Annotated in this window: 12 protein-coding genes; 1 reads left to right on the forward strand and 11 read right to left on the reverse strand. The window is 74.7% G+C overall.

Features of this window, described 5'->3' with window-relative positions:
* Positions 1–41 precede the first annotated feature (41 nt).
* From ABD223_RS01560 to ABD223_RS01590, 7 genes are all read right to left on the reverse strand, one after another.
* A complete protein-coding gene (locus ABD223_RS01560; protein ID WP_344033975.1) occupies positions 42–662 on the reverse strand; it encodes an SRPBCC family protein in 621 nt (206 codons plus the stop codon).
* Positions 659–1,537: an FAD binding domain-containing protein gene (locus ABD223_RS01565; protein WP_344033976.1), complete on the reverse strand. Its 879-nt coding sequence runs from the start codon at positions 1,535–1,537 to the stop codon at positions 659–661. Before ABD223_RS01565 ends, ABD223_RS01560 begins: the two co-directional genes overlap by 4 nt.
* Positions 1,534–3,966, reverse strand: coding sequence for a xanthine dehydrogenase family protein molybdopterin-binding subunit (locus tag ABD223_RS01570; protein WP_344033977.1), 2,433 nt, complete (start codon positions 3,964–3,966; stop codon positions 1,534–1,536). Before ABD223_RS01570 ends, ABD223_RS01565 begins: the two co-directional genes overlap by 4 nt.
* Positions 3,963–4,481 carry a (2Fe-2S)-binding protein gene (locus ABD223_RS01575; RefSeq protein ID WP_344033978.1) on the reverse strand — a complete coding sequence of 173 codons (519 nt, stop codon included), beginning with the start codon at positions 4,479–4,481 and terminating at the stop codon, positions 3,963–3,965. Before ABD223_RS01575 ends, ABD223_RS01570 begins: the two co-directional genes overlap by 4 nt.
* A gap of 78 nt (positions 4,482–4,559) precedes the next feature.
* A complete protein-coding gene (locus ABD223_RS01580; RefSeq protein ID WP_344033979.1) occupies positions 4,560–5,666 on the reverse strand; it encodes an XdhC family protein in 1,107 nt (368 codons plus the stop codon).
* Positions 5,659–6,744, reverse strand: a complete 1,086-nt coding sequence (locus ABD223_RS01585) for a vWA domain-containing protein (protein ID WP_344033981.1) — start codon at positions 6,742–6,744, stop codon at positions 5,659–5,661. The genes ABD223_RS01580 and ABD223_RS01585 overlap by 8 nt, the downstream gene beginning before the upstream one ends.
* 19 nt (positions 6,745–6,763) lie before the next feature.
* Positions 6,764–7,624, reverse strand: coding sequence for an AAA family ATPase (locus tag ABD223_RS01590; RefSeq protein ID WP_344033982.1), 861 nt, complete (start codon positions 7,622–7,624; stop codon positions 6,764–6,766).
* Between the two features lie 344 nt (positions 7,625–7,968).
* Between ABD223_RS01590 and ABD223_RS01595 the strand changes: the two genes are divergently transcribed.
* Positions 7,969–8,190 (forward strand): PspC domain-containing protein, encoded by a 222-nt coding sequence (locus ABD223_RS01595; protein WP_344033983.1) that lies wholly within the window; start codon positions 7,969–7,971, stop codon positions 8,188–8,190.
* 12 nt (positions 8,191–8,202) lie between these two features.
* Here the strand turns inward: ABD223_RS01595 and ABD223_RS01600 are convergent, their stop codons facing one another.
* From ABD223_RS01600 to ABD223_RS01615, 4 genes are read right to left on the reverse strand one after another with little or no spacing between them, the layout of a single operon-like run.
* On the reverse strand, positions 8,203–9,558 hold the full coding sequence (locus ABD223_RS01600) for a beta-N-acetylhexosaminidase (protein WP_380646363.1): 1,356 nt from the start codon (positions 9,556–9,558) through the stop codon (positions 8,203–8,205).
* Complete coding sequence (locus ABD223_RS01605; RefSeq protein ID WP_344033984.1) at positions 9,555–10,400, reverse strand: carbohydrate ABC transporter permease; 846 nt, start codon at positions 10,398–10,400, stop codon at positions 9,555–9,557. The genes ABD223_RS01600 and ABD223_RS01605 overlap by 4 nt, the downstream gene beginning before the upstream one ends.
* Positions 10,397–11,350 (reverse strand): carbohydrate ABC transporter permease, encoded by a 954-nt coding sequence (locus ABD223_RS01610; protein WP_344033985.1) that lies wholly within the window; start codon positions 11,348–11,350, stop codon positions 10,397–10,399. The genes ABD223_RS01605 and ABD223_RS01610 overlap by 4 nt, the downstream gene beginning before the upstream one ends.
* Entirely contained in the window at positions 11,347–12,624 is a 1,278-nt protein-coding gene (locus tag ABD223_RS01615) for an extracellular solute-binding protein (RefSeq protein ID WP_344033986.1), read from the reverse strand. Before ABD223_RS01615 ends, ABD223_RS01610 begins: the two co-directional genes overlap by 4 nt.
* Positions 12,625–12,674: the final 50 nt, after the last annotated feature.

Consider the following 12,674-nt stretch of genomic DNA (forward strand, 5'->3'; position numbering starts at 1 on the left):
GCAGGCGACCAGCCCGAGGACCGGCCGCCTGCCGCGCGCGTTCAGCGGTGCCGCCCGCGCAGGCCGCGGACGAGCAGCGCCAGCGCCACCACGCCGGCCACGACCGGCAGCGCGCGCTTGAGCACGGGGACGCCGGCCGCGTCGATCAGGTCGAGGGGCTCGTCCGGCACCGCCCTCAGGTGGGGCCGGCTCTCCTGGGTTGTCACCTCCTCAGCTTCCGCCGGCGCGAGCCGCGTCGCCAGGTGTTCGGCGAACTCGGCCACGACCTTGCCGCCGGCCTCGCCGATCAGGCCGCGCCCGAGCTGGGCGGGCCGGCCGGTGACGGCCAGGTCCGTGACCACGGAGACGTCGGTGCCCGCCGCGACCGGGGTGAGCGCGACCGACACGGTGGCGGACGCGGTGCCGTTGCCCCTGGTGTCCTTGCCGGAGGCCTTGAGCACGGCGGCGTGCACGCGCTCGTCGACCGAGGTGAACTCGCCCGCGCCCCGGTAGAGCAGGGTGACGGGCCCGAGCCTGACCTTGACCGTGCCGGTGAACCGCCGCCCGTCCACGCCGGTGAGGGTGGCCCCGGGCAGGCACGGCGCGACCCGCTCCGGGTCGAGCAGCGCCTCCCACACCGCCGGCACGGGCGCGGGCACGGTGAACCGGTGCTCCAGCTTCACGCGCCCACCGCCGACTCCACCGCCGCCTCGACGGCCGCGGCCAGCGCACGCCGGGTCAGCACGCGGGCCAGGTGGGACCGGTACTCGGCGTCGGCGTCGGCGTCCACGGGCGGGTCGGCGCCCTCGGCGGCGCGCTCGGCCGCGGCGGCGATGGCGCCGGCGTCGGCGGGCTGCCCGACCAGCGCCTCCTCCACGCCGTGCGCCCGCAGCGGGGTCGGCCCCATGTTCGTCAGCGCCACCCTGGCCCGCTCGACCCCGCCGTCGACGACCTCGACGGCCGCGGCGACGCCCACGATCGACCACGCCTGGGCGACCCGGGCGAACTTCTCGTAGCGCGCGCCCCAGCCGGTCAGCTTCGGCACGCGCACGCGCGTCAGCAGCTCGTCGGGCGCCAGGGCGGTGGTGAAGTGGTCGACGAAGAACTCCGCCGCGGGCACCTCGCGCGTGCCGCCTGGCCCCTCGCACACCATGACCGCGCCCAGCGCGAGGGCGGGCGCGGCCAGGTCGCCCGCCGGGTCGGCGTGGGCGAGCGAGCCGCCGAACGTGCCCCGGTTCCGGACCTGCGCGTCGGCCACGGTGCCGGTGGCCAGCCGCAGCAGGCCGGCGTGCCCGGCGACCAGGGGGTCGAGCAGCACCTCGCGGTGCGTGGTGAGGGCGCCGACGAGCAGCGAGTCGCCGTCGTCGTACACGCCGGCCAGCTCGACCAGCCGGGACAGGTCCACCACGAGGGTGGGCGCGGCCAGCCGCATCCGCAGCACCGGGATGAGGCTCTGGCCGCCCGCCATGGCCTTCGCGTCCTCGCCGCCCTCCGCCAGCGCCCGCACGGCCTGGTCGACCGAGGTGGGCGCGAGGTAGTCGAACGCCGCGGGGATCACCGGGCGCCCCCGCTCGCGTCGAGGGAGCCCAGGCCGCCGCCCGCGCCGGGGGTGGCGGGCAGGTCGGTTCCCCGGTGGTGGACGGCCCGCCACACCCGCATCGGCGTGCACGGCATCTCCACGTCGGTCACGCCCAGGTGCCGGACCGCGTCCACGACCGCGTTGACCACGGCCGGGGTGGAGGCGATGGTGCCCGCCTCGCCGACGCCCTTCACGCCGAGCGGGTTGGACGCCGCCGGCGTCTCGGTGCGGTCGGTGGTGAAGTGCGGCAGGTCCGCCGCGGAGGGCAGCAGGTAGTCGGCGAGGGTGGCCGTGGTGAGCGTGCCGTTCTCGTCGTGCACGGCCTCCTCGAACAGGGCCTGGGCGATGCCCTGCGCCAGGCCGCCGTGCACCTGGCCCTCGACGATCAGCGGGTTGACCACCTTGCCGACGTCGTCCACGCACGCGTACGAGCGGATCCGCACCGCGCCGGTCTCGGTGTCGACCTCGGCCGCGCACAGGTGGGTGCCGTGCGGGTAGGAGAAGTCGTCCGGGTCGAACGTGGCCTCGGCGTCCAGGCCGGGTTCCACGCCCTCGGGCAGGTCGTGCGCGACGTGCGCGGCGACCACCACGTCGCCGAGGGACATCGTGGTCGAGGTGCCGCGCACGCCGAACGCGCCGTTCGCGAACTCGACGTCGCCCTCGCCGACCTCCAGCAGGTGCGCGGCCACGGCCCGGGCCTTGGCCAGCACCTTGTCCGCGGCCAGCGCGACCGCGACGCCGCCGACGGCCAGCGACCGGGAGCCGTAGCTGTCCATGCCGCGGTGGGCGACGCGGGTGTCGCCGTGCAGCACCTCGACGTCCTCGAACGCCACGCCGAGCCGGTCGGCCACGATCTGGCTCCACGCCGTCACGTGGCCCTGGCCGTGCGGCGAGGTGCCGGTGATCAGCTCGACCTTGCCGGTGGGCAGCACCCGGACGGCCGCGTGCTCCCAGCCGCCCGCCGCGTACCGCAGCGCGCCGAGCACGCGGGACGGCGCGAGCCCGCACATCTCGGTGTAGGTGGAGACGCCGATGCCGAGCTGCACCGGGTCGCCCGCCGCGCGCCGCTCGGCCTGCTCGGCGCGCAACGCGTCGTAGCCGAACAGCTCCTTGGCGCGGGCGGTGGCGGCCTCGTAGTTCCCGGTGTCGTAGGTCAGGCCGGCGACCGTGGTGAACGGGAACTCGTCGTGCCGGATCCAGTTCTGCTCGCGCAGCTCCAGCGGGTCCCGGCCCAGCTCGGCGGCCAGCTCGTCCATCAGCCGCTCGATCGCGAAGGTGGCCTCGGGGCGGCCCGCGCCGCGGTAGGCGTCGGTCGGCACCTTGTTGGTGAACACGTTGGTGCAGGTGAAGCGGTAGGCGGCGAACTTGTAGATGGCGTTGAACATGAACGCGCCCAGGATCGGCACGCCCGGCGTGAGCAGGCGCAGGTAGGCGCCCATGTCGGCGAGCAGGTCCACCCGCAGGCCGGTGACCGTGCCGTCGCGGCGGGCGGCGAGGGTCAGGCGTTGCACCTGGTCGCGGCCGTGGTGGCCGGACAGCATCGACTCGGTGCGCGTCTCGGTCCACTTCACCGGCTTGCCGAGGCGGCGGGCGACCAGCAGGGTCAGCACCTCCTCGGGCGTGACCTGGAGCTTGCCGCCGAAGCCGCCGCCGACGTCCGGCGCGATCACCCGGAGCCGCTGCTCGGGGATGCCGGTGACGGTGGCCAGCATCCAGCGCAGGACGTGCGGCACCTGCGTGGACGACCACACGGTGACCGAGTCCGGCGCCGGGTCCACCACCACCGAGCGGGGCTCCAGGAACGCGGGGATCAGCCGCTGCTGGCGGAACGTGCGCCTGATGACGACCTCGGCGTCCGCGATCACCCGGTCGACGTCGGCGCCGGTGCCCGCCTCCGCGGAGTCGAACACCCAGGTGGCGCAGGTGTTCGTGCCGAGGTCGGCGTGGACGGGGTCGGCGCCGTCGGCGGCCGCGGCCACCACGTCGAGCACGACCGGCAGCTCCTCGTAGTCCACGTCGACCTCGGGCAACGCGTCCTGCGCCTCGGCCGCGCTCCGGGCCACGACCAGCGCCACGGCCTCGCCCGCGAAGTTGACCTCGTCCACGGCCAGCGCCGGCGCGGGCGGGATCAGGATGTCCTCGGTGATCGGCCACGCGCACGGCAGGCTGCCCTGCTCGTCGGCCAGGTCCCGGCCGGTGAGCACGGCCAGCACGCCGGGCATCCGGGCCGCGGCGGCGACGTCGACCGAGGTGATCCGGGCGTGCGCGACGGGGCTGCGCACCACCGCCAGGTGCAGCATCCCGGGCAGCTGGAGGTTGTCGGTCCACCGGGTCGCGCCGGTGATCAGCCGGGCGTCCTCCTTGCGGCGGCGCGCCTTCCCGATCTCGGGTCCCGCGGTGGCGGTCATGCCGCGTCACCCGCGTTCGCCCCGGTGTTCGCCCCGGCGGCGCCCGTCCCGGCGGCGTTCAGGCGCGCGGCGGCGTCGCGGACCGCGCGGACGATGTTCTGGTAGCCGGTGCAGCGGCAGAGGTTGCCCTCCAGGCCGTGGCGCACGGCGTCGTCGTCGGGGTCCGGGTCGTCGGCCAGCAGGTCGACCACCCGCATGATCATGCCCGGGGTGCAGAAGCCGCACTGGAGGGCGTGGTTGTCGTGGAACGCCTCCTGCACGGGGTGCGGCCGGCCGTCGCGGGCCAGCCCCTCGACGGTGGTCACCTCGCGGCCGTCGGCCTGCACCGCGAGCACGGCGCACGACTTCACGCCGCGGCCGTCCAGGTGGACGGTGCAGGAGCCGCAGTTGCCGGTGTCGCAGCCGATGACCGTGCCGATCTTGCCCAGACGTTCGCGCAGGTGGTGGACCAGCAGCGCGCGGGGTTCGACCTCGTCGCTGTAGGCCACCCCGTCCACGGTGACGGTGATCCGCATGAACCCTCCCGACGGTGGTGGTGATGGGGGTCACACCGAGCCTGCTCCGGGTCGCCGCGCCGGACAACCCTCGGGGCCTCAACCGTGGATGGCGCCTTCGGTCCGGCTCAGCCGCGCGCCGCCGCCGCCCCACCGCAGGGCGATGATCTCGGCGGCGATCGAGACGGCCGTCTCCTCGGGCGTGCGGGCGCCGAGGTCCAGGCCGATCGGCGAGGACAGCCGGGCGAGGTCGCCCTCCGCCACGCCCGCCTCGCGCAGGCGGCGCAGCCGGTCGTCGTGGGTGCGGCGGGACCCCATCGCGCCCACGTAGCCGAGGTCGAGCCGCAGCGCGACCTCCAGCAGCGGCACGTCGAACTTCGGGTCGTGGGTGAGCACCGCGACCACCGTGCGCCCGTCGACCTTCCCGGCGCCGGCCTGCTCGGCGAGGTAGCGGTGCGGCCAGTCCACGACCACCTCGTCGGCGCCCGGGAACCTGGTGCGCGTCGCGAACACCGGCCGCGCGTCGCACACCGTGACGCGGTAGCCGAGGAACGAGCCGAGCCGCGCCACGGCGGCGGCGAAGTCGATCGCCCCGAACACCAGCATCCGGGGCGGCGGCTCGAACGAGTTGACGAACACGGTCAGGCCCTCGCCGCGCCGCTGCCCGTCCGGCCCGTAGCGCAGGGCGCCGCTGCGACCGGCGGCGAGCAGGCCGCGCGCGTCGTCGGCGACGGCGTCCCGCGCCCGGTCGGACGGCACGTCGCCCGCCACCCGGTCGGGCCGCACCACCAGGCGGCGGCCGACCCACTCGGGGTGCTCGACGACCGTGGCCACGGCGACGGGCTCACCGGCCCGCACCGCGTCGACCACACCGGCCAGCTCGGGGAAGGTGCCCGCGCCGACCGGCTCCACGTAGACGTCGATGATCCCGCCGCAGGTCAGGCCGACCGCGAACGCGTCGTCGTCGCTCACCCCGTACCGCTGGAGCACCGGCCGGCCGGCCGCGACCACCTGCCGCGCCAGCTCGTACACCGCGCCCTCGACGCAGCCGCCGGACACGCTGCCGACCACCTCCCCGTCGGCGCCGACCAGCATGGCCGCGCCGGGCGGGCGCGGCGCGGAGCTGAACGTGGCCACCACGGTGCCGACGCCGACGGTCTCACCCCGTTCGACGCGACGGGCCAGTTCGTCGAGGACATCACGCAAGTCGAACCTCCTCCAGCAGTTCCCGCAGGGTGTCGAGGCTGTGCCCGGCGAGCAGCCGGTCCACGTGGGGCAGGGCGGCGGCGATGCCGGACTGCACCGGCAGGTACCCGTCGTGGCCCGCGTGCGGGTTGACCCAGACGACCCGGTGCGCCAGCCGTGCGAGCCGCCGCGCCTGCTCGGCGAGCAGCGCCGGGTCGCCGCGCTCCCACCCGTCCGAGCAGATCACCACGACCGCCCGCCGCGCGACGCCGCGCTGCCCCCACCGGTCGAGGAACGCCTTGAGCGTCTCGCCGAGCCGCGTGCCGCCCTCGAAGTCGGGCACGGCGCGGGCGGCCGCGGCGAGCGCCCGCTCGGGGTCGCGGTGGCGGAGCTGGCGGGTGACGCGGGTGAGCCGGGTGCCGAGCGTGCAGACCTCCGCGGGCATCGCGCGGGCGACGACGTGGGCGAACCGCAGCAGCGCGTCGGCGTAGGGCTTCATCGAGCCGGAGACGTCGACCAGCAGCACGACCCGGCGCGGCCGGTCGGCGCGGCGGCGGCGCGCGAGCCGGACCGGTTCGCCGGTGGCGAGCAGGGCGCGCAGGGTGCGGCGTGGGTCCAGGTCGCCCCGCCGCGCGGGTTCGGCGCGCGGGGACCGCCGCCGGGGCGCGACGGGCCGCAGGGCGTCCAGCAGCTCCGCCAGGTGCCGCTTCTCGGCCGGGCCCAGCGCGGCGATGTCCTTGTGGCGCAGCACTTCCGCGTCACTGGCCGCGACCTTCAGCGTGGGCGTGCGCCCGTGCTGCCCGGCGTCGGCGCTCAGGGTGGCGACGTCGCTCGTGCGGCGGGCGCGGTCACGGGCGTGCGGGGCCCGCGGCCGCTCGCCGCCGAACCAGGCCGTGAAGGCGGCGTCGTAGCGGGGCAGGTCGTCGGGTTCGGAGCACAGCGTGAGCCGGCCCGCCCAGTAGACGCGCTCCGCGGTGAGGTCGAGGTGGTCGAGGGCGCCGACGAAGGCCCGCGCCCGGTCCGGCCCGCACGCCACGCCGGCGTGCCGCAGCGCGCGGGCGAAACCCACGAGCCCGGTCACCGCGCCGGCGTCGGTCATCACCCGATTGTGCGCGCGGTCAGCCGGTGAGGACACCGGCCGAAAGGGCGCGCCGCGTGTCCTCCCGGTACTTCAGCACCGCGCCGAGCGTGACGGCGGCGGTCTCCGCGTCCAGCTCCGCGCACCCGAGGGCGAGCAGCGCCGCCGCCCAGTCGATCGACTCGGCGACACCGGGCGGCTTGACCAGGTCGAGGTCCCGCAGCCGCCGCACGGCCCCGGCGACCTGGGCGGCCAGGCGCTCGTCGACGCCGGGCAGCCTGCGGCGCAGGATGGCGACCTCCCGCGCCAGGTCGGGGTGCTCCAGCCAGTGGTAGAGGCAGCGGCGCTTGAGCGCGTCGTGGACCTCGCGCGTGCGGTTGGAGGTCAGCACCACCAGCGGCGGGGTGGCGGCGGTGACGCGGCCCAACTCGGGGATGGTCACCGCGTTCTCGCCCAGCACCTCCAGCAGGAACGCCTCGAACTCGTCGTCGGCCCGGTCGACCTCGTCGACCAGCAGCACGCACGGCGACCGCTCCAGGGCCTGGAGGAGGGGGCGGGCGAGCAGGAAGCGGCGCGTGTAGAGGGACGCCTCGGCGGCTTCGACGTCCACCGGGCCGGCCGCCTCCAGGGCGCGCAGGTGCAGGAGCTGGCGCGGGAAGTCCCAGTCGTAGAGGGCCTGGGAGGCGTCGATGCCCTCGTGGCACTGGAGGCGGATCAGCGGCAGGTCGAGGGCCTGCGCGAGCGCGACGGCGAGGGAGGTCTTGCCGGTGCCCGGCTCGCCCTCGCAGAACAGGGGGCGGTGCATGCGCAGGGCGAGGAAGGCGGCGGTCGCGAGGCCGGGGTCGGGCAGGTAGCCGACGCGGTCCAGCTCCTCGGCCAGCTCTTCGGGCGTCACGACCACGAGGGTAGGCGGATCGGGGCGCCGGGTGGGGGCGCGGGCGACTCGGCGGCACGGGCCGGCTGCCGACCCACCGGCGCGGGCCGGCTGCGCGAGCCGGTGGCGGCCGTCGGGGCGGTCACCGGCGGCCCACGTCCCGAAAGCCCGCCCCGGCCCGCGCCGCAGGTCCGGGGTCGGACTCCTCGGGGGGCGGGGCCGGGCTCCTCGGGCGGGCCGGACTCCTCCAGGGCGGGCCGGGCTCCTCGGGCGGGCCGGGCCCCTCCGGGGTGGGGTCCTGGTGAAACCCCGAGGCTGGACCAGGGTCGTTCCCCGATGTGCGGGCAGCCCCGGTCCAGCACTCTTGGGCCATGACGAACGACGTGATCGGCCAGGCCACCGACAGGGTCAAGAAGCTCCGCCGCAGCCGGGGCGACCGGATGCTCGCGGGCGTGTGCGGCGGCGTCGCGAAGCTCCTCGGCGTGGACGCGGCGCTGCTGCGGATCCTGCTGGTCGCGGCCACCCTGTTCGGGTTCGGCGCGGGCGCGGTGCTGTACCTCGCGTGCTGGATCCTCGTCCCCGAGGAGGTCTGAGCCCGAGCGGGCTCACCGGGGGAAGCCCGGCACGCCCGGGAGCGCCTGCCACGGCCGGGGGCCGTCGAGGGGGCGGTACTCGACGCCGAGCGCGTCGAGCCGCGGCAGGTGGTGCTCGGCCAGGCGGGTCAGGAACTCCGCCTCGTCGCGGTCCGGCGGGCTCCACACGACCTCGGCGAAGGCGCTCAGCCGGGGGAACGCGGCGTAGTCGAGCCGCCGGGGCGAGTCGAGGTGCTCGGTCCACAGGTTCGCCTGCGCGCCGAGCACCCGGTCGGCCGCCGCGGGCTCGTACCGGTACACGTCCTCCAGGGTGGTGGCGGTGCCGACGGGGATGGGCTCGTCGGGGTGGTCGGACTGGCGGTAGTCCAGGTAGACGTGCTGCTCCGGGCACATCACCACGTCGTGGCCGCGGTCCAGGGCACGCAGGCCGGGCTCCTCGCCGCGCCACGACGCGACGACCGTCGACGCCGGCAGGGGACCGGCGTCCAGCACCTCGTCCCACCCGAACGGCCGCCGCCCGCGCTCGACGAGGTGCTGCGCCATGCGCCGGACGAACCGGCCGTCGCCTCCCTCGGCCTCGTCGCCGCCCAGGCCGACCACCTCGCCCGGGAACACCTCCAGCAGCTCGTCGAACACGTCCCGGTAGAAGTCCAGGGTGGGCTCGTCGGCCTTGAGCACGTTCGGGTTGACGCCCCAGTCCGTCCACACCGGGCCGCCGGAGACGCCCAGCTCCGGGTAGGCGGCGATCGCCGCCTGGCTGTGACCGGGTACATCGATTTCCGGAACGACCGCTATGTGCCGCTCAGCGGCGTAGGAAACGATTTCCCTGAGGTCGTCCTGGGTGTAGTAGCCGCCGTGGGGGCGGCCCGCCGTGCCCCCCGACCTGCGGTCGCCGAACCGCGAGTCCGGGCGCCAGCCGCCGACCTCGTGCAGGCGGGGGTGGCGCTTCGACTCGAACCGCCACCCCTGGTCGTCGGTCAGGTGCAGGTGCAGCACGTTCAGCCGGTGCACGGCGAGCAGGTCGACGTACCTCAGCAGGTCGTGCTTCGGCAGGAAGTGCCGGGCCACGTCGAGCATCGCGCCGCGCCACGCGAACCGCGGGTGGTCGACCACCTCGCACACCGGCAGCCGCACCGGTCCCGGCGGCACGGCCCGGAACGCGGCGGGCCCGCTGAGCTGCCGCAACGCCTGCCGCGCGTAGAACTCGCCCGCCGCGTCGGACGCCTGGACCCGCACGCCGTGCTCGCGCGTCACGGACAGCCGGTAGCCCTCGACCGGCCCGGCGACGCGCTCGACCCGGAAATCACCGTGGAAATCGATTTCCGTCCCGTCGGCGGTCCACGACACGGGCCGCGGCAGCAGGATCACGACTTCACCGCCCCGGCCAGGCCGGCGACGAGCCGCCGCTGCACGAGGATGAAGAACAGCAGCACGGGAATCGTCATCAGCGTCGATCCGGCCATGATCGCCCCCCAGTCGTTCTGGTCGGGTTTCACGAACACCTGGAGCGCCAGCGGCAGCGTCTGGTTCTCCGCGGCGGAGATGATGAAGGTCTTGGCGAAGAGGAAATCGTTCCACGCGTGGATGAACGACAGCACGCTGGTCGCCACCAGACCCGGCGCCACCAGCGGGAACAGCACCTGCCACAGGAACCGGAACCGGGACGCGCCGTCCAGCGTGGCGGCCTCCTCCAGTTCGACGGGCACGGCCGCGACGAACCCGCGCAGCATCCAGATCGCGAACGGCAGGCTGAACGCGAGGTGCACCAGCACCAGCGAGCCGAGGTGGTTGAGCCCGAACACCGGCGCCACGTCGCGCACCGACCGCATCACGAAGAACAGCGGGATGGTCAGCGCCTCCACCGGCACCATCTGCACCACCAGCAGCATCACCAGCATGGTGGTGCGGCCGCGGAACCGGAACCGGGTCAGCGCGGTGGCCGCCAGGAACGAGATCAGCAGGCTCAGCAGCACCACCGCGACGGCCACCACGAGGCTGTTGACCAGGTAGCGGCCGAAGCTCTGCACGGTCAGCGCCCGCACGAAGCTGTCGAGCGTCGGCGCGAGCGTCCACGGCCGCGGGTCGGCCGAGATGACCTCGGCCTCGGGCTTGAACGCGGTCAGCACCATCCAGTACAGGGGGAACGCGACGACCGCGGCCACCACGACGGTGACGGTCTCGGCGATGCCCCTGGACGCACCCCGCTTCACAGCGCCTCCCCGCTCCGCCGCAGCGCCCGCAGGTAGCCGACGGTGACCAGCAGCAGGATCGCGGTGGTGACCACGCCGATCGCCGCGCCCAGCCCGTACTCGGAGGCGGCGAACGCCTGCTGGTAGGCGTAGACGTTGAGCACGAGGTTGCGCCCGGCGATGCCGCCGCCGTTGGTCATCACGTAGATCTGGGTGAACACCTTGAAGTCCCAGATGACCGACTGGATGGTCACCACGACCAGCAGCGGCCGCAGCAGGGGCAGGATGACGTCGGTGGCGGTCCGGAACGTGGACGCGCCGTCCAGCGCCGCCGCCTCCAGCACCTCGCCGGGGATGGACTTGATGCCCGCGTACAGGGTGACCATGACGAACGGGAACGAGCACCAGATCACCTGGGCCGCGACCAGGCCGAACGCGACCCACCGGTCGTAGGTCCAGGAGAAGCCGGTCGTGCCCAGCAGCTCGTTGACGAAGCCGAGGTTCGCGTCGAACAGGAACAGCCAGATCGTGGACCCGGCGACCGCGGGCGTGGACCACGCGCCGAGCGCGGCCAGGAACAGCACCGTCCTGGCCCAGGTGCGGACCCTGGTGGCCAGCACCGCGAGGGCGGCGCCGACCAGCAGGGTCCCCACCACGCACACCGCTGCGAACCCGACGGTCTGCCCGAGCACGGCCCAGAACCGGTCGTCGGCGAGCAGGTTCGCGTAGTTGGCCAGGCCCAGGAACTCCAGCGGCGCGCCGCCGCTGACCTGCTCCTGGCCGTAGTCGTACAGGGAGATCAGCACGAGCTGGTAGATCGGGTAGCCCATGAGCCCGACCAGGATCAGCAGCGCCGGGGCGAGGTAGGTGAGCGCGATCCGGCCCTCGCCCCGCTTGCCCCTCGTCGCCGGTTTCCCGGTCGGGGCCTTCCGGGCGGGCGCCTCCGGCGCGGTCGTGGTCCCGGCCGTCATGAACCGAACGCGGCGTTCATCTCGTCGGCCGCCGCCGTGGCCGCGGTGTCGAGGTCCTCGCCCGCCGCGGCCACCTTCTGGAGCAGGTTGGGCAGCACGGCCTGGGCGTCGACCTTGGCCCAGTCCGGGGTGACCGGCACGAACCTGGTGCCCGCCTCCAGGGTCTTGATGAACGGCTCCAGCGCCGGGTCGGCCTGGGCGACCTCCTCCTGCACGTCGCCGAACGTGGGCAGGTTGCCCATGGCGTCGAACATCTTGCGCTGGTAGGCCTTGCCGCCGAGCAGCTGGACGAACTCGGTGGCGAGGGTCTTGCGCTGGGAGCCGTTGAGCACGCCGAGCAGGTTGCCGCCGGAGAACGCGGGCGCGATCGAGCCGGGGGTCTTGCCGGGCAGCGGCACCACGGCGTACTTGCCGGCGGCGCTGGAGGCGTCGACGGACTTGCGGTTGAAGTCGCCGCCGATGACCATCGCGGCCTTGCCCGCGCGGAACGCCTCGACGCTGGCGTCGCCGCCGTTGCCGGCGCACTGGGCGGGCGGGCAGATGTCGTCGGCGATCAGCTCGGTGTACTGGCGCAGGCCCGCCTTGGACTCGGCGCTGTCGATGGCGGAGACGTGCTCGCCGCCCTCCTGGCGGGCGATGTCGCCGCCGTTGGCCCACACGAACGGCATGGCGCCGTAGGTGTACTTGCCGCCGGCGGAGATGCCGAGCAGGTCGGGCTTCGCCTCGCGGATGCGGCGGGCCAGCGGCGCGATGTCGTCGAGCGTGGCGGGCGGCTGGAGGTTCAGCTCCTGGAAGACGTCGGTGCGGTAGTAGAGCGCGCGCACGCCGACGTACCAGGGGACGCCGTAGACCTTGCCGTCCACCTTGCCGGTGTCGAGCACGGCGGGCAGGAGGTCCTCGCCCTCGTCCCACTTGGTCACGTCGATCTCGGCGAACCCGCCGCCCGCGACGTAGCCGGCGAGGTCGGTGTTGCCGAACTCGGCCACGTCGGGGGCGCTCTGCGGGTCGCTGAAGGCGGCCTTGAAGCGCTCGGCGCGGGTCTGGACCTGGATGTACTGGACGTCGACCGTGACGCCCTGGTGCGCGTTCTGGAACTCGGTGACGGCCTCCGCCACCACCGCTTCCTTGGGACCCCGGTTGACCTCGTCGAACAACCAGACCCGGAGCTGACCGGACTGCTCGTCGGCGCCGGTGGTGGCCGGACCGGACTGGACCGGGGCGCACCCGGCCAGCACGGCGGCACCCACGGCTGCTGCTGCGACTGCGAACCGCATCCTCGCCACCTCTTCTCAGGTGCATTGCGTATTGTGCAACGGCTATTTCA

Source organism: Saccharothrix xinjiangensis (assembly GCF_039527585.1).
Classification (GTDB): domain Bacteria; phylum Actinomycetota; class Actinomycetes; order Mycobacteriales; family Pseudonocardiaceae; genus Actinosynnema; species Actinosynnema xinjiangensis.